Below are 18,763 nucleotides of genomic sequence, written 5' to 3' on the forward strand. Positions count from 1 at the left end.
TTGCGTCGCCAATCAGGCGATCAGCTGCGATCGCGTTTAGGCAGCACATCCTTGAGCTTGGCATGCATGCTGCGCAAGGTGTTTTCGGTCGCGGTCCAGTCGATGCAGGCGTCGGTGATCGACACGCCGTATTGCAGGTCGGCGAGGTCTTTCGGGATCGCCTGGGCGCCCCAGTTCAAGTGGCTTTCAACCATCAGGCCGATGATCGACTTGTTGCCTTCGAGGATCTGGTTGGCGACGTTCTCCATCACCAGCGGTTGCAGTGCCGGATCCTTGTTGGAGTTGGCGTGGCTGCAATCGACCATGATGTTCGGCTTGATCTTCGCCTTGTTCAGCGCCTGCTCGCAGAGCGCAACGCTGACCGAATCGTAGTTCGGTTTGCCGTTGCCGCCGCGCAGCACCACGTGACCGTAGGCATTGCCCTTGGTGGTCACGATCGACACGCCACCTTCCTGGTTGATACCCAGGAAGCGGTGCGGGCTGGAAACCGATTGCAGGGCGTTGATCGCCACGGTCAGGCCGCCATCTGTGCCGTTCTTGAAGCCGACGGCCGAGGACAGCCCGGAGGCCATTTCACGGTGAGTCTGGGATTCGGTGGTGCGCGCGCCGATGGCCGACCAGCTGATCAGGTCCTGCAAGTATTGCGGGGAGATCGGGTCGAGGGCTTCGGTGGCGGTCGGCAGGCCTTTTTCGGCCAGGTCCAGCAGCAACTGGCGACCGATGTGCAAGCCGTCCTGGATCTTGAACGAGTCGTCCAGGTACGGGTCGTTGATCAAGCCTTTCCAGCCGACGGTGGTACGTGGCTTCTCGAAATACACGCGCATGACCAGATACAGGGTATCGGACACTTCGGCGGCGAGAACTTTCAGGCGCTCGGCATATTCGTGGGCGGCCTTGATGTCGTGGATCGAGCAAGGCCCGATGACGACGAACAGGCGATGGTCGGTGCCATCCAGAATGTTGCGAATGACTTCGCGGCCCTTGGTGACGGTGCGCAGTGCGGCGTCGCTCAGGGGAATATCGCGCTTGAGCTGATCGGGAGTGATCAGTGTCTCGTTGGAGGCGACGTTTAGGTCGTTGATCGGTAAATCAGCCATCGTTTACTCGTCAGGTCACGGGTGCCGGCCGCCAGCGAACCCGCGCGGCGGAGCACAGCAAATTAAGCGCGTCGGGGAGCTGAACCTTAGCGCGTTACACCGTGGCTCGACAATGGGCAGACGCCGGTTTGGTGGGGTTTCGCAGTCAGTTTCCCTGCCGCGAGGGGCAAACCGATCAAGAACGCCTCTATTCCAGCACCGGTTGCGCAAAAGCCTTGCGCACCGATTCGTGAGAGAACTCATCGGCATGCTCCTGGAGCCATTCGAGGGCCAGGGCCTGAATATCCTGCAAGTCCTCGTGGGCGTCATGCAGGCGGCAGTAGCGTTCGATCTGGCACACCTGCTCGCCCATCCGGGCGCTGAACAGCATTTGTTCGTCGACGAAGGCGATGCCCACCAGATAACCGCGTTTGCGCCGCAGGCACCAGGCGACATAACCCAGATAACGCACGTCTGGACTCACGGTCGGCATACGAACTTCCAGCGCCGTGCCGTGGCGCCACGCGCGGTGATAATTGCAAGCCATGCCCCCGAGACTGATAGTGTGCAGCTGTCGTCGCGAAATACATTCAGGTTTCAGCAACGTTAATTCGACGGGCACATCGTCAGGGTGAGGAATAAATCGTCCCATGAACACAGACTCCATGTGTCGGCCATCTGACATTGTTACACCCAGTATAGTGGTCGAATTGGAACTGACCGATTTTGACGCCGACCAACGGTTGCTGGCGATGAGCGGTGTATCGCTGGTCATTTTCACCAGTGTCGGCTGCGCCAGTTGCCGTTTTGCCCGCGAGCAATTGCCGACACTCGACCTGGCAGTCGATCGACTGTGCTGGATCGATGCCGGCAACAACGGCGGTGTGGTCGAGCGTTATCAGGTCTTTCACTTGCCGGCGCTGTTTGTCGTTCGCGACGGTGAATTCTTTGGAGCACTGAAATCGCGCCTGACCGACACCGAGCTCAATCGGGCCGTGCACCAGGCGCTGAGTCGAACAGCAGAGGAGTTGCCATGATGGGGACAGTTGCCAAGCCGACGATCGGCATTATCGGGACCGGCGCAATCGGCGGTTTCTACGGGGTGATGCTGGCGCGTGCCGGTTTTGATGTGCATTTTCTGCTACGCAGCGAGTTCTCCGCGGTGGCCGACCATGGCTTGCGAGTCGATAGCGCGCCCCACGGTGTACTGACGTTGAACCCGGTGCAGGCCTATTCGGACGCGCAAGACATGCCACCCTGCGATTGGCTGCTGGTGGGCGCGAAAACCACCAGCAACGCCGACCTGGCACCTGCCATCCTGCAGGCGGCGGCACCGAACGCCAAGGTACTGCTGTTGCAAAACGGCCTGGACGTCGAAGACAGCCTGCGCGCGTTGCTCCCCGATTCGCTGCATGTGCTTGGAGGGCTCTGCTACATCTGCGTCCATCGCGAGGCGCCGGGTGTCATTACCCATCAGGCGCTGGGCGCGGTGCATGTGGGTTATCACAGCGGTCCTGCCGATGGGCCGGCACGCAGCGCAATTGTCGAGGAGGGCGTCGGGCTGTTTCGCAGCGCCGGCCTCGATTCCCAGGCCATGGCGAATTTACATCAGGCGCGTTGGCAAAAACTGGTCTGGAATATCCCTTACAACGGTCTCTCGGTTTTGCTGGGGGCGAGCACCACACCGTTGATGGCCGATGCCGACAGCCGCGAGCTGATCAAGGCGCTGATGGCTGAAGTGGTCCAAGGCGCTGTTGCCTGCGGGCACGACGTACCGGCAGGCTATGCCGAGCATTTGTTCATGGTGACCGAAAAGATGCCCGACTACTGGCCGAGCATGTACCACGATTATTTACACAAGCGACCGCTGGAACTGGCCGCGATCTACGCCCGGCCTTTGGCGGCGGCGAAGGCAGTCGGGTGTGAGATGCCACGCATCGAGGCCTTGTATCGCAGTTTGAGTTTCATTGATCGACGCAACACCTGAGTCGACCTACCTGAGGGGGAAGGGCATGCCAAAGGCAATTGACGACAAGCTGGTGCTGGCGATTTCTTCGCGGGCGCTGTTCGACCTGAGCGAAAGCCACAAGGTCTACCTGTCGAGTGGCGTCGAGGCCTACCGGCAATATCAGATCGAACACGAAGACGAAATCCTCGAGCCCGGCGATGCCTTCCCGTTGGTGCAGAAACTCCTGAACCTCAACAACAGCCTCGGCCGCGCCCGGGTCGAGGTGATTCTGGTGTCGCGCAACAGCGCCGACACCGGGCTGCGGGTGTTCAACTCGATTGACCACTACGGACTGGCCATTTCCCGTGCGGCCTTTGTCGGCGGGCGCAGTCCGTATCCCTACCTCAAGGCCTTTGGCTGCGACCTGTTTCTCTCGACCCACGCCGAAGACGTGCGCAATGCACTGGACGCCGGGTTCGCGGCAGCGACCATTCTGTCGGGCGGTGCCAGCCGTGCGGCCAGCGACGAGTTACGCATTGCCTTCGATGGAGACGCGGTACTGTTTTCCGATGAGTCGGAACGCATTTATCAGGCCGGTGGTCTGGAGGCGTTCCAGGCCAGCGAGCGTGAGGCCGCCCGCGAACCGTTGCGCGGTGGGCCGTTCAAAGGGTTTCTCGCGGCCCTCAACCTGTTGCAGCGTGAGTTCCCGGAGGACACCTGTCCGATCCGTACCGCGCTGGTCACGGCGCGATCGGCGCCGGCCCATGAGCGGGTCATTCGCACGTTGCGCGAATGGGACATCCGTCTCGACGAGTCGCTGTTCCTCGGCGGCCTGACCAAGTCGGCCTTTCTCGAAGCCTTCGCGGCCGACGTGTTTTTCGACGATCAGGCCGGTCACTGCGAGTTGGCCCGAGAAGTCGTCGCCACCGGTCATGTGCCCCATGGCATAAGCAACGAGCAAAAGGTTTAAGCCCACCGTTCAATGCGTTGCGCGGGACGTCGTAGTCGCCAAGGCACTGCTAAGCTGAATCAAATCTCCGCCATGTTGGCAGTCGAGGAGGTCATATGATTCGTTCGATGCTGTATGCCACTGACCTTGGTCTGTACGCGCCCGTGGTGATGCAGCATGCCCTGGAACTGGCCAGGACCTTCAATGCCAGTTTGTATGTCGTGCATGCGGTTGAACCCATGGGGTTGTTTGCCGAATCGGTGCTGCAAAGTTATCTCGATGAACAGGCGCTGAACGAGTTTCACAGCCAGGGCCTCAATACGGTGATTGCCAGTATCGAGCAGCGGGTGCTCGACAGTTTTCGTGAGGAGTTGGGGGATGAAGGGGAGCACGACCTGGAGCGGATTCAGGCAGTACGGGTGCTGCAGGGCGATCCGTCGCAGGTGATTCTGGACCAGGCGCAGAAACTCTCCGTGGATTTGTTGATCGTAGGTAGTCACAGCCATGGTGCTGGTGCGGAAACGCCTCTGGGGCGAACCGCCGCCCGTGTGTTGCAACTGTCCAAGGTGCCGGTCTATCTGGTGCCGCTGGTGCAACGTCGTCGTCAAGGGGATCTCTAGAACACGAATAATGGCAATTTGATAAAAAAGTTCTAGATTTATTCTTCGAGCCATTAATATAGTTATATACCGACGCTGATGCCCGTGGCGTCTACCTGCTTTGAGGGATTCATATGAAGCTTCAACAATTGCGCTACATCTGGGAAGTGGCGCACCACGACCTCAACGTTTCCGCTACAGCCCAAAGCCTTTACACCTCTCAACCGGGCATCAGCAAGCAGATCCGTCTGCTGGAAGACGAACTGGGCGTCGAGGTTTTTGCCCGTAGCGGCAAGCACCTGACCCGTGTCACCCCGGCCGGCGAGCGCATCATCACCACCGCTGGCGAGATTCTGCGCAAGGTTGAAAGCATCAAGCAGATCGCCCAGGAGTTCTCCAACGAGAAGAAAGGCACCCTGTCGATTGCCACCACTCATACCCAGGCGCGTTATGCGTTGCCGCCGGTGATCAGCAATTTCATCAAGCAATACCCGGACGTGGCCCTGCACATGCATCAGGGATCGCCGATGCAAATCGCCGAAATGGCCGCTGACGGCACCGTGGATTTCGCCATTGCCACCGAAGCGCTCGAGCTGTTCGGTGATCTGGTGATGATGCCGTGCTACCGCTGGAACCGTTGTGTGGTCGTGCCTCAGGGCCACCCGCTGACCAAGCTGTCGAAACTGACCCTCGAAGCACTGGCCGAATACCCGATCGTGACGTACGTGTTCGGTTTTACCGGCCGTTCGAAACTCGACGAAGCCTTCAGCCATCGCGGCCTGACGCCGAAAGTGGTGTTCACCGCCGCCGACGCCGACGTGATCAAGACCTATGTTCGCCTGGGTCTGGGCGTAGGCATCGTGGCCAAAATGGCTGTCGACACCAAGCTCGATAGCGACCTGGTGGTACTCGATGCCAGCGAACTGTTCGAGTCCAGCGTAACCAAGATCGGCTTCCGTCGCGGCACCTTCCTGCGGGGTTTCATGTGCGACTTCATCGAGAAGTTCGCGCCGCACCTGACCCGCGAAGTCATGGCCAAGGCCATTCAGTGCCACAACAAGCAGGAACTGGAAGAGCTGTTCGAAGGCGTCGAACTACCCGTTCACTGATAGCGTTTCCTGCCGGTCAAACCACCTCGGTGACAGCGAACTGTTGCCGAGCGCCCGCCACCATGATCTCCACCTCATCGCCCTCGAACTTGCCCAGCAGGCTTTTGCCCAGCGGTGAGCGCGGGGTGATGACGGTGATCAGTTGTCCCACTAGATCGACCTTCAACCCTGCTGCATCGGGGGCCAGAAACAGCCATTGTTCGCGCCCCTTTTCGTCCTCCAGCCCGAGCAGCGCGCCCACTTCGATGCCCCGCTGATCGTCATACGGACGCAGGGCGAGGTTCTGGCAGAGGCTCAGTGACTGGCGAATTTCCTCGACCCGCCTGGCTTGCCCGGCCGCGAGATAGGACGCTTCAAGCCCCAGGGTGTCGTACTTGTTCTCGGCGATGTTTTCTTCGTGGGTCGCCGTTTCGTAGGCGGTTTGCGCGGCCCGTTCGGCAATGTCGAGATCGATCCGCAGCCTGTCGATAATCAGTTGGTGGACGGTTTGCTTATTCATGATCAATCGCAGAATTGCAGGACGTTGGCGCGGCTTTTTTCGCTGGGTGCAGTCCGGTCCTGTTGCAGCCAGAACTGACAGTTCGGGTTGGCCAGGTTGCGACTGCTGCTACGTGCCTGATCAAGCCGTTGCTGCTGTTCGTTCTTGCGCAGGTTTTCTTCATATTGCTCGAACAGCGGGCTCTGTGGCGGAATGTTCGGCAGCGGTTGAGCCACTGCGGGTGGTTGGGCCAGCTGCTCAACTGCCGCCGCGACCGGGGCGAGTTGCTCGCTGAAAAGCAGGCGCGACGCGAGCCAGCAGGTCAACACAATGGCAATGAACCCGAGCCACATGCCGAGGGCGATACTGCCGGTCAGTTGCAGGGCGCTGAGGCTGATCGGGAAGGATCGGCGCGGAGTGGGGCGATGGGGCATGGTTGCCTCTTGGCGAAAGGTCACTGGCGAGTGGCGATTGTCGCATGAAGAATAATCGCCGTCGGCTCTTCTGCACGGGGTAATTTATGCGGACAATCGGCGCCTTTGCCAACGGGAGCCTGGAATGCCTGAAATGAAAACCCGCTGGGATATTTTTTGCACCGTGGTCGACAACTTCGGCGACATCGGCGTGACCTGGCGACTGGCCCGGCAACTGGTGGCCGAACATGGGCTGGCGGTGCGTCTATGGGTCGATGACCTGCGAGCGTTCGAGCGCCTGTGCCCGGAAATCGACATCCATGCTCCCAGGCAGTTGCAGCAAGACGTCGAAGTGCGCCAATGGCCAGCCGAGTGGCAACCGACCGAAGCCGCCGATGTGGTGATCGCTGCTTTTGCCTGCCAATTGCCGAGCGCCTATATGGAGGCCATGGCCGAACGGGAGAAGACGCCGCTGTGGATGAACCTGGATTACCTGAGCGCCGAGGACTGGGTCATCGGCTGCCACGGTTTGCCCTCGGTGAAGTACAAAAACGTGCAGAAGTTCTTCTTCTTCCCAGGATTTCAGAAGGGCACCGGCGGACTGCTGCGTGAGCGAGGGTTGCTGGAACGGCGTCGGCAATTTCAGCAAAACCCGCAGGCTCAAAGAAAATTCCTGCAAGGTTTGGGAATTGATCCTGCGCCCGGCGCGCAGCTGATCTCATTGTTTGCCTACGAAAACACCGGTCTGGCCAGTTGGCTGGATGCAATGGCTGGCGATTCTACTGCCACTCATCTGCTGGTGCCGGAAGGGCGGATTCTCGGCGACGTCGAGCGTTGGCTCGGTATACAGGGTTTGGCGGCCGGTGCCGTGCATGTGCGTGATGCCTTGACCGTGCAAGTGCTGCCATTCGTCCGCCAGGACCAATACGACCGGTTGCTGTGGTGCTGCGATTTCAATGCCGTGCGCGGCGAAGATTCCTTTGTGCGCGCCCAATGGGCTGGCCGGCCATTTCTCTGGCACATCTACCAGCAGGAAGAAGACATCCACCTGGACAAGCTCGAAGCCTTCCTCGAACTCTATGTAAAGGGGTTATCTGCGCCTGCGCGGGAGGCGATCAGCGGTCTCTGGCGGGCGTGGAACGCCGGTGAAAAAATGGCCGACCACTGGCAATTCACTCGTAAACACTGGCCAGAGCTGGAAAAACACGCCGAGGCGTGGTGTCTGGAGCAGGCCTTGCAGGCCGATCTTGCCACGGCGCTGGTACAGTTTTATGGAAATTGGATATGATACGCGGCCTAGATTTTTGTAAATCCCATCCAAATTCGGATATTCGCAATGAAAACTGGTAAAGAACTGAAACCCGGGACCGTGATTCGTCTCGAAAACGATCCTTGGCTGGTTCAGAAAGCTGAATTCACCAAGTCCGGTCGTAACAGCGCGATCATGAAGACCAAGCTGAAAAACCTGCTGACCGGTTACAAGACCGAGATCGTTTACAGCGCCGACGACAAACTGGACGACGTAATCCTCGACCGCAAAGAAGCGACCCTGTCCTTCATCAGCGGCGACACCTACACGTTCATGGACACCACCGACTACACCATGTACGAGCTGAACGCTGAAGACATCGAAGCCGTTCTGCCTTTCGTTGAAGAAGGCATGACCGATGTTTGCGAAGCGATCTTCTTCGAAGAGCGTCTGGTTTCCGTAGAGCTGCCGACCACTATCGTGCGTCAGGTTGACTACACCGAAGGTTCCGCTCGCGGCGACACTTCCGGCAAGGTGATGAAGCCTGCCAAACTGAAGAACGGTACCGAGCTGTCGGTTGCTGACTTCATCGAAATCGGCGACATGATCGAGATCGATACCCGCGAAGGCGGTTCCTACAAAGGCCGTGCCAAATAAGCACAGCTTCAGGAATGAAAAAGCCCGACCATTGAGTCGGGCTTTTTTTTGCCTGAAACACTCCACCCTCTGTAGGAGCGAGCTTGCTCGCGATGGAGGCCCAGTCAACGCGGGCATTCAGATAGCCCGAGTTATCGTTAACAACCATCGCGAGCAAGCTCGCTCCTACAGGGGACAGGGTGGGGCGGTGCTATTTCTTCAGGTGTTGCTTGAGTTCTTCAGACGTCTGCAGCATCGCCGAACGCACCGCTGGCACCTGGCTCACCACGTTGAGCAAACCATAGTCGTGGATCAGGCCGTTGTAGCGAACCGAGGTCACCGGCACACCGGCCTCGTCCAGCTTGCGGGCGTAGGCTTCGCCTTCGTCGCGCAATACGTCGGCCCCGGCGGTCTGCACCAGCGCTGGAGGCAATCCTTTCAACTGGGCGGTGGTTGCGCGCAGTGGCGAGGCGTAGATCTCGTTCCGTTGCTTGGCGTCGGTGGTGTAGTTGTCCCAGAACCACTTCATCATGTTTTTGGTGAGGAAGTGCCCTTCGGCAAACTGGTTGTAGGACGCGGTTTCGAAGTTGGCATCAGTCACCGGCCACAACAGCACCTGGAACCTGATCGCCGGTGTGCCCTTGTCCTTGGCCATCAGCGCAACCACAGCCGCCATGTTGCCGCCGACACTGTTGCCGGCTACCGCCAGGCGTTGGCCATCGACGTTGATCTCTTTGCCGTGCTCGGCCACCCATCGGGTTGCGGCGTAAGCCTGGTTGATCGCCACCGGGTAATGCGCTTCCGGCGACGGCGTGTAGTTCACGAATACGGCCGCGGCACCCGAACCCGTCACCAGGTCACGCACCAGCCGCTCGTGGGTCGGGAAGTCCCCCAGCACCCAGCCACCGCCGTGGAAGAACATGAACACCGGCAGCTCGCCCTTGACCCCGGCCGGCCGGACGATGGTCAGGCTGATCGGTTGGCCGTCGACTTGAATGGTCTTCTGGCTGACATCGGCTTTTGGCAGCGTCAGCTTCACCCCGGCCTGCGCGCCCACCAGCACGGCGCGGGCCTCGGCGGGCGTCATTTGCTCCATCGGCTTGCCGGTTCCGGCGTTCAGAACGTCGAGGAACGCCTGGGTGTTGTGTTCAACCCCGGTACCTGCGAACGCGTTGCTGATGGACAAGGCGAGAAGGGTACCGGTCAAGACTTTGCTGAAAGTGTTCATGTTCGTTTCCTGTTCGGGCCTGGGTAGTCAGCGCTTAGACGGTTACGTGCAGACGCACATCGACGTTGCCACGGGTGGCATTGGAGTACGGGCAGACCTGGTGGGCCGCATCGACCAGTGCTTGTGCATCGGCTTGTTCAAGACCCGGCAGGCTGATGTGCAGGTCGATGTCCAGGCCGAAGCCGCCAGGGATCTGGCCGATGCCGACATGAGCGGTGATCGAAGCGTCGTTAGGAATGCTGCGCTTGGTCTGGCTGGCCACGAATTTCAGGGCACCGATGAAGCAGGCGGAGTAGCCGGCAGCGAAGAGTTGCTCTGGGTTGGTGGCTGCGCCGCCGGCACCGCCGAGTTCTTTGGGCGTGGCGAGCTTGACGTCGAGGATGTTGTCGCTGGAAACCGCACGACCGTCACGGCCACCGGTGGAGGTTGCGATTGCGGTGTAGAGAGTTTGCATGGTGAAAGCCTCGTTCAGGGTTTGTTTGTTTTGCGCTAAATGTTTGTGCGCTAAGTAAGTGCGAAATAAATGTATCGCGCTAATGTTTAGTGCGCAAGATAAATTTTCAAGGAAATTTGAAAAAAGACGAAAGGCTGTGGGGCGGTTTTGGTTGGAAGTATTGAATTAGAGCTATCGAGGGGGGATTTTTTCAGCAGAGATTTTTTCAGAAGCAGGTGGCGAGCCCGATCTTTCGGTACAGCACAAAACAAATGTGGGAGCGGGCTTGCTCGCGAAGGCGATAGATCAGTCGACTCTTGTGTTGACTGAAACACCGATTTCGCGAGCAAGCTCGCTCCCACAAGGGATTTGTGGTGAATTGGAAACTACAGGCTGTCTTGCAGGTGACGACGCAACTCCTGCAGCTCAGCTTGCAGGTTTTTCAGGCGCTCCAGGGTCATCCCGCTGGCGCCGAGGATGCACTGGGGAACATCCCGGGCCTTGTCGCGCAACGCCCGGCCCTGTTCGGTGAGTTCGACGATCACCACCCGCTCATCTTCGCGGCTGCGGGTTCGGCTGAGCAGGCCTTCGGCTTCCAAGCGCTTGAGCAGCGGCGTCAACGAGCCAGGATCGGTCAGCAACCGCGTGCTGATTTCACCTACGGTCAAACCGTCCTTTTCCCACAACACCATCATCGCCAGGTATTGCGGGTAGGTCAGGCCCAGCGCTTGCAGCAAGGGTTTGTAGACCTTGGTCATCATCAGTGAAGTGGAATGCAGGGCGAAGCAGGCCTGATTGTCCAGCAGCAGGTTGTCGCAGTTGTCCGGGGTGTTGCGCTCGGTGGTCATGTCGAAGCCTTGATCTGTGATCTGAAGAATCTAGCGGGCGAATCTTTAATGCGCCAGATAATTTTGATCAGTGCCGTTGCAAATGGGTTTGCAGCACCAGATCCCAGGGCGGAATCGGGCTGAAGCGGGTTTTCAGGTACTCCAGCAACAAGCGACTGCGGGAGTTGGGCTGCTGTTCCAGGCGCAAGGCGTAGATGCCGGCGCTTTCCGGTTTCGGCAGACCGCTGTCGCAGAACAGCGGCAGCAACTCACCCCGCAACAGGTATTCGCTGGCCAGCCAGGTCGGCAGGTGCGCGATACCCAGTCCGGCCAATGCGCCGCACACCAGCGCCTCGGCATTGTTGGCGCTCATGCGGATCCGCGCCGGCCGGTGCAACTGCATTTGCCCGTCGCGCTCGAAACGCCAGGCGAAGGGCGGAGCCAGGCCATCCCAGTCGAGTCCGTCGTGTTCAATCAGCTGTGTCGGCTCGGTCGGCACGCCCCGACGTCGCAAATAATCAGGGCTGGCGCAGGCGATACGCACCATGCTCGCCAGCGGCGTGGCCACCAGCCGGGTATCGGCCAATTGCCCGGCGCGCAGCACCAGATCGACCTTGCCGAGGTTCAGGCCCTGCATGTCGACGAAGCTGTCGATCAAGTGCAGCTGCACATCGAGCCCGGGGTAGAGCATCAGGAAGTCGGCAATCACCGGTGCCAGGTGCCGGCGACCAAAGGCTGCCGGCGCATCGATACGAATCAGGCCTTCCGGCGCGCTGCTCAGGGACACGGCCTCGGCCCGGGCCAGGCGCAACTCGGCGACGATCCGCCGTGCGCGTTCGGCAAAGGCCAATCCCGCCGGGGTAGCGCGTACCGCATGCGTGCTGCGCAGGAACAATTGACTGCCGACCGCGCTTTCCAGGCTGTCGATACGCCGTGCCACGGCCGAAGGGGTCAGCGGATGACGGCGCGAGGCGGCGGAAAAACTGCCGGTTTCCAGCACGTCGAGGAACAAGGCCAGTTGGTCGGTCAGTTGATTGGGGTTCATGGCAGGTTTGTGCTTGTGCGAATTTGGCACAGCCATTGTGCGATGCTGTGCGTTTCCGCGCCAGAAGCAACTGCGTAGGATCAAAGTCCTGACGGCAACGGGGAAAATACGGTGATTGAGTTCTTGATGTATCTGGTGTTCGGCGCTGCGTTGGGCACGCTCGGCGGTTTGTTTGGCATCGGCGGCGGCCTGATTGCCATTCCGCTGCTGGGCGTGCTGTTCGGGCTCGATCAGCAGATTGCCCAAGGCACCGCGCTGGTGATGGTGGTGCCGAACGTGATGCTGGCGCTGTGGCGCTATCATCAGCGCAACCGGATCGAACTGCGCCACGCGTTACCGCTGGCCATCATGGGGTTCTGCTTCGCCTGGCTCGGGTCGATCTGGGCGGTGGGCATTGATGCGCAAACCATGCGCATAGGCTTTGTCGCCTTTCTGATCGCACTCTCGGCGTACAACCTCGTTCGCATGTTCGCCGCCAGCGCTCCGCCGGTTTCGCAGATGAACTACTCATGGCCCTGGCTGGGCCTGCTTGGCGCTGCATCCGGCACGATGGGCGGGTTGTTTGGCGTGGGGGGCGCGGTGGTGGCGACACCGGTGCTGACCAGTCTGTTCGGCACGAGCCAAGTGGTTGCGCAGGGGCTGTCGTTGGCGCTGGCCTTGCCGAGTACGGGGGTGACGCTGGTGACTTACGCCGTGCACCATCAGGTCAGTTGGGTGATCGGCTTGCCCTTGGCGGTCGGTGGGCTGATGAGCATCAGTTGGGGCGTGAAGGTTGCCCACGCATTGCCGGAGCGGCTGCTGCGTGGGCTGTTTTGCGGGTTCCTGGTGTTCTGTGCGGTGATGCTCGCCTTCAAAGTTTGAAGCCTTCGATGATGTGTTCGGCCAGGCACTCGGTGATGGGTGACGGGTTATGCAGGTTGCGCACGAGCATGATGCTGGCCTCGGGCAGCAGCGGCAGGTCCTGGGCCTCACCGAGGATGCGCATGTCCGCGGTGATCAGGCTTTCAAGTTGCGCCGTGACGGCCAGGCCGGCGCTGACCACGGCCATGATCGCCGACAGGCTGTCGCTGTTGTACGCCACCCGGTAATCGCGCCCCCGGGCATCCAGGGCATTGCAGGCCCACAGGCGGCAGAAACAATCACTGTTGAACATTGCCAGTGGCAGCGGCGTCTGCTCATGAGCGCTGTAGCATTGCGCTTCGGCCCAGACAAAACGTTCCTTGCGCAACAACTGGCCGATTTCGCTGCCCGGTTCGCGGGTCACGATGGACAGGTCGAGGTCCTGGCGCATCAGCAGTTGTTTTGATGATTCGCAGTGCACTTCTATCTGAATCAGCGGGTAAGACTGGGCAAACCGGCGCAGAATCCCCGGGAGGAACCGCATCACATAATCGTCCGGCGTGCCGATACGCACCGTGCCGACCATGTCGGGCTCACGCAAGGTATTGAAGACCTCGCTGTGCAGCTTGAGGATGCGTCGCGCATAGCCGAGCAGCACCTGGCCTTCAGCCGTCAGTCGCACCTGCCGCCCGTCGCGCTGGAACAACTGACGCTGCAGCACATCTTCTTCCAGTCGTTTCATCTGCATGCTGACGGCTGACTGGGTGCGGTTGACGATTTCGCCGGCGCGGGTAAAGCCACCCTGGTCGGCGATGGCGACGAAGGTGCGCAACACTTCGGTATCGATACTCGGGTAGGCGGACATCCATCAATCTCCGAGATATGTGACATCAGAAACATTCGTTGGATTGATCTTAGACCCGGCGCGAGACTGGAGCCATCCAAACGGAGGGCAACAAGATGAAAGGTCAACACGAGTTCCAAGGATCAGAAAAACACTCGATTCACGTGATATCCGATCTGCTGCACAAGGTCGGCCGCTGGTACGAATTGCATCGCGAGCGCGAATTGCTGGCGAGCTTGAGCGACGAAGCACTCAAGGACATCGGCATGAGCCGTGCGGATGTGGAGAACGAGTCGATCAAGCCGTTCTGGAATGACCCGATGCATAAATGATGAATGCCACGCTACACAAACCCCTTACCGGTGAGGTAGGTTGCGAGCAGACAAGGAGGCCCCCATGCCCGCAACGTTGTCCTTTACCCTCAAACAGGCTCGGCGTCTGGCGCTGGCCGCCCAAGGGTTCAACGGGCGGTCGCCGCCAGCGGCGATCAAGGCTGTTGCGCTCAATCGCCTGATCGAACGGCTGGGCATTTTGCAGATCGATTCGGTCAATGCATTGGTGCGCTCGCACTACCTTCCGCTGTTTTCCCGCCTCGGTAACTACTCTTCCGATTTGCTCGACCAGGCTGCCTGGAGTCAGGGCCGGCGCCGTACGTTGTTCGAGTATTGGGGGCATGAAGCCTCGTTGTTGCCACTTTCCATGTTCCCGCTGATGCGCTGGCGCATGCAGCGTGCCAGACGTGGCGAGGACATTTATCAGCAGCTGGCGCGCTTCGGTCGTGAGCAACAGGACACAATTCGCCGGGTGCTGGCCTCGGTTGAGGAGCAGGGCGCGCTGGGGGCCGGCAGCCTGTCGACTCGTCAGGAACGGGCCGGCCCCTGGTGGGACTGGAGCGCGGAAAAGCATGCGCTGGAATGGTTGTTCGCTGCCGGTGAAGTGACCGTTGCCGGACGGCGCGGATTCGAAAGGCTCTACGATCTGCCGGAGCGGGTGATTCCCTCGGCGGTGCTTGCGCACCCCGTCCTGAGTGAAGACGAGGCCCAGCGCGGCCTGTTGCGGCATGCGGCAACGGCCTTGGGGGTCGGTACGGAGAAGGATTTGCGTGACTATTTCCGCTTGAACCCTGCGGACAGTCGTCCACGTTTGGCCGAGTTGGTCGAGGCCGGGGAATTGCTGACCTGCGAAGTGCAGGGCTGGCGGCAACCGGCCTATTGTCTGCCCGAGCCAAAAGTGCCACGTAAAGTCGTGGCCAGTGCCTTGCTTTCGCCGTTCGATTCGCTGATCTGGGAACGCAGCCGGACCGAGCGCCTGTTTGATTTCCGCTATCGGCTGGAGATCTACACGCCGCCGGACAAACGGGTGTACGGCTATTACGTCCTGCCGTTTTTGCACAACGAACGGATTGCCGCACGAGTCGATCTGCGCGCCGAACGGGCGACCGGCCGTTTGGCGGTGCATGCGGTGCATGAGGAGGAGGTGGGGCTGGATGACGAGGGGATGTTGGCGTTGGCGGTCAATCTGCGGCAGATGGCGGATTGGCTGGGGCTGGCACAGGTTCAGTTGAATTGCCCGCGGGCGAGTGCGGCGAGGTTGCGGGTGGCACTGGCACAGATTGAGGGTGGCTGAGCTGGCCTCTTCGCGAGCAGGCTCGCTCCCACAGGGGAACGCGGTCCAATGTGGGAGCGAGCCTGCTCGCGATGAAGGCGCCGGGATTTAGCGCCGAACCTGTTTCAAGGTTTCAGCAATCAAAAACGCCAGCTCCAGCGACTGATCGGCATTCATCCGCGGGTCGCAGTGGGTGTGATAGCGATCCGACAAGCCATCCTCGGTGATCGGCCGCGCACCACCGATGCACTCGGTCACGTTCTGCCCGGTCATTTCAATGTGGATACCCCCGGCATAACTGCCTTCGGCTTCGTGTACCTGGAAGAACTGCTTCACCTCGCCAAGGATCTGCGCAAAGTCGCGGGTCTTGTAGCCGCTGCTGGCCTTGATGGTGTTGCCGTGCATCGGGTCCGAACTCCACAGCACCTGCTTGCCTTCGCGCTGGACGGCGCGGATCAGCTGCGGCAAGTGATCGCCGACCTTGTTCGCGCCCATCCGCGCGATCAGGTTCAGGCGACCCGGATCGTTCTGCGGGTTGAGCACGTCGATCAAGCGAATCAGGTCGTCCGGGTTCATGCTCGGGCCGACCTTGACCCCGATCGGGTTGTTCACCCCGCGCAGGAATTCGACGTGGGCGCCGTCCAGCTGACGGGTGCGGTCGCCGATCCACAGCATGTGGGCCGAGCAGTCGTAGTAGTCGTTGGTCAGGCTGTCGCGACGCACGAAGGCTTCTTCGTAGTTCAGCAGCAGCGCTTCGTGGGCGGTGAAAAAACTGGTTTCGCGCAACTGCGGCGAACTGTCCATGCCGCAGGCGCGCATGAATGCCAGGGTTTCATCGATACGGTCGGCCAGGTGGCTGTACTTTTCCGCCAGCGCCGAGTTGGCAATGAAGTCCAGGTTCCACTTGTGCACCTGGTGCAGATCGGCAAAACCGCCCTGGGCGAATGCACGCAACAGGTTCAGGGTGGCGGTGGACTGGTGATAGGACTGCAGCAGGCGTTCCGGGTCCGGCACGCGGCTTTTTTCGTCGAAACCGATGCCGTTGACGATGTCGCCACGGTAGGCGGGCAAGGTCACGCCATCGATGGTTTCGTCATTGGCCGAACGGGGCTTGGCGAACTGCCCGGCCATGCGCCCGACCTTGACCACTGGGCAGCCGGCGGCAAAGGTCATCACGATCGCCATCTGCAACAACACCTTGAAGGTGTCGCGGATTTTCGCCGCGGAGAATTCGGCGAAGCTTTCGGCGCAGTCACCACCTTGCAACAGAAACGCGCGGCCCTGGGTCACCTCGGCAAACTGACGGCGCAACTCCCGGGCTTCACCGGCAAACACCAGTGGCGGATAGCTGGCCAGGGTCTGCTCGACCTGCTGCAGATGCGCGGCGTCGGGGTATCGGGGTTGTTGCTGGATCGGCAGGGCGCGCCAGCTGTCAGGGCTCCAGGGTTGGCTCATCACGGTCTCTAGTGTTTTCGCTCGGACGTCCATGTTATCAGCAAATTAGTGCGTGACCTGTTCCTGTCGCTTCGCCGACAATCTCGCCTTTGCCGCTCTCTACACGCGGTGTTATTGCGTTGCCGGCCCCGGTGACGATCAGGAGATGAAATGACTGAGGAGCGCGTCGAGCATCTGCTCGCCGAGGTACAGGACGAGTTCGGCGTGATTCGTGTGCTGGAAGTGGCCGATTACCGTTTTCTCGAATTCGGTGATGCCATCGAGCAAAGCTGCGTGTTCACGGCCGATCCGAGCTGGCTCGAGTACGACTACACCCGGGCGATGCTGATCGGTGCGCTGTGCCACCAGCAACCGGAAAGTGCGCTGTTTCTCGGCCTCGGCGCCGGGACACTGACCCAGGCCTGCCTCAAGTTCCTGCCGCTGGAAGATGTCGAAGCCATCGAACTACGCCCGGACGTACCGCGCCTGGCTATTGAATATCTGGGGCTGGATGACGATCCGCGCCTGTACATCCGCGTTGGCGATGCGCTGGAACTGCTGGACACCGCTGAGTCGGCCGACCTGATTTTCGTCGACCTTTATACCGATGTCGGTCCGGGTGTCGGTCATCTGGCCTGGAGCTTTCTGGAAAACTGCCAGAAGCGATTGAATCCGGGTGGCTGGCTGGTCATCAATCAGTGGGCGACCGACGATGGCAAACCCCTGGGTGCCGCCTTGTTGCGCGGTTTGTATCACCGACATTACTGGGAGCTGCCGGTGAAGGAGGGCAACGTGATTCTGATCGTGCCGTCGGAGCTGGACCAGGATCTGGACATGGACGGCCTGATCGCCCGCGCCGAAGCGCTGGCGCCGCGGTTGGGGTACTCGCTGGATTCGTTGATCAAGGCGATTCGCCCGGCTACCTGAGTTGTCAGTGATGGCCCCATCGCGAGCAGGCTCGCTCCCACATTTGACCGCGATCCCCTGTGGGAGCGAGCTTGCTCGCGATAGCTTTCGTACTGGCAATACAAGGCTAAAGCCCTTTGAACACGCCCGGCCGCCGCTCCACCATCGACCGCACACCTTCCTTGACGTCCTCGCTAGCCATCAACTTCTTGACCAGCTGCGGCAACGCCTGTGCCGCCGCGGTTTCCCCTTCATACCGGGCCTGTCGCGCAGACATCAGCGTCGCCTGCACCCCAAGCGGTGCCTGACGGGCGATCCGTTCGGCCAGTTCAATCGCCCGGGGCAGCAAGTCCTCACTGGCCATGACCTCCTGCACCAGACCCAGGTGCAAGGCATCACGGGCGTCGAATTCATCACCGGTCAACAACCAGCGCATGGCATTGCCCCAGCCGGCCACTTGATGCAGGCGCAGGGTCGCACCGCCGAACGGGAAGATTCCGCGTTGTACTTCCATTTGCGCGAACCGGGTGTTGCTGGCGCACAGGTTGATGTCGGCGGCCAGCATCAACTCGATGCCGATGGTCAGGCAGTAACCCTGGGCGGCGACGATTACCGGTTTGCTGACCCTGGGACCTGCGAACACCGCCCACGGATCACAGCCGCCGGGTGGAACCTGCCAGCCATCTGTCAGTGTGACGCTGGCATTGACCAGGTCGAGCCCCGCGGTGAAGTGTTCGCCATGAGCGAACACTACCGCCACCCGCGCCTCGCTGTCGGCTTCGAACTCGCCATAGGCCAGGCTCAACGCGTTGAGCAGGTCGAGATCAAAGGCATTGCGCTTGGCCACCCGATCCAGACCGATCAGGAACACATGACCATGCCGTTCGCGGCTGACTCGACTGGAGCTGGGCTGATTCATGGAGTGGTCCTCGGGGTGGGAAAGGCGTGCCAGACCGACGGTCTGCACGGCAAAGGGTGAACCGTTTTAGCGCCATCACCCGCAAGGCCGGGCCTTTGAAAAATAGACGGCTGATCGATTATTCGCAAAGCCTGTTACACAACGGCGTATCCGGTGGAACTCCGATAAAAAAAGCTCCCTTTTTGGGCGAATTCCGGTATAGTGCGCGCCGGCCTTTAACCGGGC

The 18,763-nt window shown here is 60.3% G+C and carries 22 protein-coding genes; 11 read left to right on the forward strand and 11 right to left on the reverse strand.

Annotated features, from left to right (window positions below; translation table 11 throughout):
• Positions 1–20 precede the first annotated feature (20 nt).
• A complete protein-coding gene (locus KGB20_RS14085; protein ID WP_007973561.1) occupies positions 21–1,097 on the reverse strand; it encodes a 3-deoxy-7-phosphoheptulonate synthase in 1,077 nt (358 codons plus the stop codon).
• A 187-nt stretch (positions 1,098–1,284) separates the two neighbouring features.
• Entirely contained in the window at positions 1,285–1,728 is a 444-nt protein-coding gene (locus KGB20_RS14090) for a PilZ domain-containing protein (protein ID WP_150812282.1), read from the reverse strand.
• Here KGB20_RS14090 and KGB20_RS14095 point away from each other — a divergent pair.
• From KGB20_RS14095 to cysB, 5 genes are all read left to right on the forward strand, one after another.
• Complete coding sequence (locus KGB20_RS14095) at positions 1,727–2,113, forward strand: thioredoxin family protein (protein ID WP_223532594.1); 387 nt, start codon at positions 1,727–1,729, stop codon at positions 2,111–2,113. The two genes, KGB20_RS14090 and KGB20_RS14095, sit on opposite strands and share 2 nt — an antisense overlap.
• Entirely contained in the window at positions 2,110–3,063 is a 954-nt protein-coding gene (locus tag KGB20_RS14100) for a putative 2-dehydropantoate 2-reductase (protein WP_150812284.1), read from the forward strand. The genes KGB20_RS14095 and KGB20_RS14100 overlap by 4 nt, the downstream gene beginning before the upstream one ends.
• Positions 3,064–3,088: 25 nt before the next feature.
• Positions 3,089–3,994 carry a 5'-nucleotidase gene (locus KGB20_RS14105; protein ID WP_046043378.1) on the forward strand — a complete coding sequence of 302 codons (906 nt, stop codon included), beginning with the start codon at positions 3,089–3,091 and terminating at the stop codon, positions 3,992–3,994.
• Between the two features lie 95 nt (positions 3,995–4,089).
• Positions 4,090–4,593 carry a universal stress protein gene (locus tag KGB20_RS14110; protein WP_057713811.1) on the forward strand — a complete coding sequence of 168 codons (504 nt, stop codon included), beginning with the start codon at positions 4,090–4,092 and terminating at the stop codon, positions 4,591–4,593.
• A 113-nt stretch (positions 4,594–4,706) separates the two neighbouring features.
• Entirely contained in the window at positions 4,707–5,681 is a 975-nt protein-coding gene (gene cysB, locus KGB20_RS14115) for an HTH-type transcriptional regulator CysB (protein WP_015094029.1), read from the forward strand.
• Between the two features lie 16 nt (positions 5,682–5,697).
• Here cysB and KGB20_RS14120 read toward each other — a convergent pair whose 3' ends face one another.
• Positions 5,698–6,180, reverse strand: coding sequence for a GreA/GreB family elongation factor (locus KGB20_RS14120; protein WP_090457077.1), 483 nt, complete (start codon positions 6,178–6,180; stop codon positions 5,698–5,700).
• A gap of 2 nt (positions 6,181–6,182) precedes the next feature.
• Complete coding sequence (locus tag KGB20_RS14125) at positions 6,183–6,593, reverse strand: hypothetical protein (protein WP_218494457.1); 411 nt, start codon at positions 6,591–6,593, stop codon at positions 6,183–6,185.
• Positions 6,594–6,717: 124 nt separating this feature from the next.
• On the opposite strand from KGB20_RS14125, the gene earP reads away from it, so the two are divergent.
• Positions 6,718–7,860, forward strand: a complete 1,143-nt coding sequence (earP, locus tag KGB20_RS14130) for an elongation factor P maturation arginine rhamnosyltransferase EarP (protein ID WP_223532596.1) — start codon at positions 6,718–6,720, stop codon at positions 7,858–7,860.
• A 48-nt stretch (positions 7,861–7,908) separates the two neighbouring features.
• Positions 7,909–8,478, forward strand: coding sequence for an elongation factor P (locus tag KGB20_RS14135; protein WP_007943632.1), 570 nt, complete (start codon positions 7,909–7,911; stop codon positions 8,476–8,478).
• Positions 8,479–8,668: 190 nt separating this feature from the next.
• Here the strand turns inward: KGB20_RS14135 and KGB20_RS14140 are convergent, their stop codons facing one another.
• The 4 genes from KGB20_RS14140 to KGB20_RS14155 all read right to left on the reverse strand — a co-directional run bounded on the left by KGB20_RS14140 (position 8,669) and on the right by KGB20_RS14155 (position 11,990).
• Positions 8,669–9,685, reverse strand: coding sequence for an alpha/beta hydrolase (locus KGB20_RS14140; RefSeq protein WP_223532598.1), 1,017 nt, complete (start codon positions 9,683–9,685; stop codon positions 8,669–8,671).
• Positions 9,686–9,719: 34 nt separating this feature from the next.
• On the reverse strand, positions 9,720–10,139 hold the full coding sequence (locus KGB20_RS14145; RefSeq protein WP_046031808.1) for an organic hydroperoxide resistance protein: 420 nt from the start codon (positions 10,137–10,139) through the stop codon (positions 9,720–9,722).
• Between the two features lie 365 nt (positions 10,140–10,504).
• Positions 10,505–10,966, reverse strand: coding sequence for a MarR family winged helix-turn-helix transcriptional regulator (locus KGB20_RS14150; RefSeq protein WP_223532600.1), 462 nt, complete (start codon positions 10,964–10,966; stop codon positions 10,505–10,507).
• Between the two features lie 67 nt (positions 10,967–11,033).
• Entirely contained in the window at positions 11,034–11,990 is a 957-nt protein-coding gene (locus tag KGB20_RS14155) for a LysR family transcriptional regulator (protein WP_090457967.1), read from the reverse strand.
• A 111-nt stretch (positions 11,991–12,101) separates the two neighbouring features.
• On the opposite strand from KGB20_RS14155, the gene KGB20_RS14160 reads away from it, so the two are divergent.
• Positions 12,102–12,851 (forward strand): sulfite exporter TauE/SafE family protein, encoded by a 750-nt coding sequence (locus KGB20_RS14160; protein ID WP_154910815.1) that lies wholly within the window; start codon positions 12,102–12,104, stop codon positions 12,849–12,851.
• Here KGB20_RS14160 and KGB20_RS14165 read toward each other — a convergent pair.
• Positions 12,841–13,695 carry a LysR substrate-binding domain-containing protein gene (locus KGB20_RS14165; RefSeq protein WP_150812291.1) on the reverse strand — a complete coding sequence of 285 codons (855 nt, stop codon included), beginning with the start codon at positions 13,693–13,695 and terminating at the stop codon, positions 12,841–12,843. The two genes, KGB20_RS14160 and KGB20_RS14165, sit on opposite strands and share 11 nt — an antisense overlap.
• A 95-nt stretch (positions 13,696–13,790) precedes the next feature.
• Here KGB20_RS14165 and KGB20_RS14170 point away from each other — a divergent pair, with 95 nt between their 5' ends.
• Both KGB20_RS14170 and KGB20_RS14175 read left to right on the forward strand, forming a co-directional pair.
• On the forward strand, positions 13,791–14,006 hold the full coding sequence (locus KGB20_RS14170; RefSeq protein ID WP_008049076.1) for a DUF1127 domain-containing protein: 216 nt from the start codon (positions 13,791–13,793) through the stop codon (positions 14,004–14,006).
• Between the two features lie 64 nt (positions 14,007–14,070).
• Positions 14,071–15,300, forward strand: coding sequence for a winged helix-turn-helix domain-containing protein (locus KGB20_RS14175; protein ID WP_223532602.1), 1,230 nt, complete (start codon positions 14,071–14,073; stop codon positions 15,298–15,300).
• An 87-nt stretch (positions 15,301–15,387) separates the two neighbouring features.
• Here KGB20_RS14175 and KGB20_RS14180 read toward each other — a convergent pair whose 3' ends face one another.
• A complete protein-coding gene (locus KGB20_RS14180; RefSeq protein WP_150759484.1) occupies positions 15,388–16,734 on the reverse strand; it encodes a class II 3-deoxy-7-phosphoheptulonate synthase in 1,347 nt (448 codons plus the stop codon).
• Positions 16,735–16,884: 150 nt separating this feature from the next.
• Here KGB20_RS14180 and KGB20_RS14185 point away from each other — a divergent pair, with 150 nt between their 5' ends.
• Positions 16,885–17,640, forward strand: a complete 756-nt coding sequence (locus KGB20_RS14185; RefSeq protein WP_223532603.1) for a spermidine synthase — start codon at positions 16,885–16,887, stop codon at positions 17,638–17,640.
• Between the two features lie 106 nt (positions 17,641–17,746).
• On the opposite strand, the gene KGB20_RS14190 is transcribed toward KGB20_RS14185, so the two are convergent.
• Entirely contained in the window at positions 17,747–18,538 is a 792-nt protein-coding gene (locus tag KGB20_RS14190; protein ID WP_223532605.1) for a crotonase/enoyl-CoA hydratase family protein, read from the reverse strand.
• Positions 18,539–18,763 lie beyond the last annotated feature (225 nt).

The sequence above is a fragment of the Pseudomonas sp. BF-R-30 genome (assembly GCF_019956175.1).
In the GTDB taxonomy this organism is placed as follows: Bacteria; Pseudomonadota; Gammaproteobacteria; order Pseudomonadales; family Pseudomonadaceae; genus Aquipseudomonas; species Aquipseudomonas jessenii.

What these genes read in the sequence shown, in the direction of transcription:
- KGB20_RS14145 (WP_046031808.1), bottom strand. Translation starts at nt 10,139, where the DNA reads ATGCAAACTCTCTACACCGCAATCGCAACCTCCACCGGTGGCCGTGAC.
- earP (WP_223532596.1), top strand. Translation starts at nt 6,718, where the DNA reads ATGCCTGAAATGAAAACCCGCTGGGATATTTTTTGCACCGTGGTCGAC.
- KGB20_RS14190 (WP_223532605.1), bottom strand. Translation starts at nt 18,538, where the DNA reads ATGAATCAGCCCAGCTCCAGTCGAGTCAGCCGCGAACGGCATGGTCAT.
- KGB20_RS14185 (WP_223532603.1), top strand. Translation starts at nt 16,885, where the DNA reads ATGACTGAGGAGCGCGTCGAGCATCTGCTCGCCGAGGTACAGGACGAG.
- KGB20_RS14095 (WP_223532594.1), top strand. Translation starts at nt 1,727, where the DNA reads ATGAACACAGACTCCATGTGTCGGCCATCTGACATTGTTACACCCAGT.
- KGB20_RS14110 (WP_057713811.1), top strand. Translation starts at nt 4,090, where the DNA reads ATGATTCGTTCGATGCTGTATGCCACTGACCTTGGTCTGTACGCGCCC.
- KGB20_RS14170 (WP_008049076.1), top strand. Translation starts at nt 13,791, where the DNA reads ATGAAAGGTCAACACGAGTTCCAAGGATCAGAAAAACACTCGATTCAC.
- KGB20_RS14100 (WP_150812284.1), top strand. Translation starts at nt 2,110, where the DNA reads ATGATGGGGACAGTTGCCAAGCCGACGATCGGCATTATCGGGACCGGC.
- KGB20_RS14150 (WP_223532600.1), bottom strand. Translation starts at nt 10,966, where the DNA reads ATGACCACCGAGCGCAACACCCCGGACAACTGCGACAACCTGCTGCTG.
- KGB20_RS14085 (WP_007973561.1), bottom strand. Translation starts at nt 1,097, where the DNA reads ATGGCTGATTTACCGATCAACGACCTAAACGTCGCCTCCAACGAGACA.
- KGB20_RS14135 (WP_007943632.1), top strand. Translation starts at nt 7,909, where the DNA reads ATGAAAACTGGTAAAGAACTGAAACCCGGGACCGTGATTCGTCTCGAA.
- KGB20_RS14140 (WP_223532598.1), bottom strand. Translation starts at nt 9,685, where the DNA reads ATGAACACTTTCAGCAAAGTCTTGACCGGTACCCTTCTCGCCTTGTCC.
- cysB (WP_015094029.1), top strand. Translation starts at nt 4,707, where the DNA reads ATGAAGCTTCAACAATTGCGCTACATCTGGGAAGTGGCGCACCACGAC.
- KGB20_RS14125 (WP_218494457.1), bottom strand. Translation starts at nt 6,593, where the DNA reads ATGCCCCATCGCCCCACTCCGCGCCGATCCTTCCCGATCAGCCTCAGC.
- KGB20_RS14090 (WP_150812282.1), bottom strand. Translation starts at nt 1,728, where the DNA reads ATGGGACGATTTATTCCTCACCCTGACGATGTGCCCGTCGAATTAACG.
- KGB20_RS14165 (WP_150812291.1), bottom strand. Translation starts at nt 13,695, where the DNA reads ATGTCCGCCTACCCGAGTATCGATACCGAAGTGTTGCGCACCTTCGTC.
- KGB20_RS14175 (WP_223532602.1), top strand. Translation starts at nt 14,071, where the DNA reads ATGCCCGCAACGTTGTCCTTTACCCTCAAACAGGCTCGGCGTCTGGCG.
- KGB20_RS14120 (WP_090457077.1), bottom strand. Translation starts at nt 6,180, where the DNA reads ATGAATAAGCAAACCGTCCACCAACTGATTATCGACAGGCTGCGGATC.
- KGB20_RS14180 (WP_150759484.1), bottom strand. Translation starts at nt 16,734, where the DNA reads ATGAGCCAACCCTGGAGCCCTGACAGCTGGCGCGCCCTGCCGATCCAG.
- KGB20_RS14155 (WP_090457967.1), bottom strand. Translation starts at nt 11,990, where the DNA reads ATGAACCCCAATCAACTGACCGACCAACTGGCCTTGTTCCTCGACGTG.
- KGB20_RS14105 (WP_046043378.1), top strand. Translation starts at nt 3,089, where the DNA reads ATGCCAAAGGCAATTGACGACAAGCTGGTGCTGGCGATTTCTTCGCGG.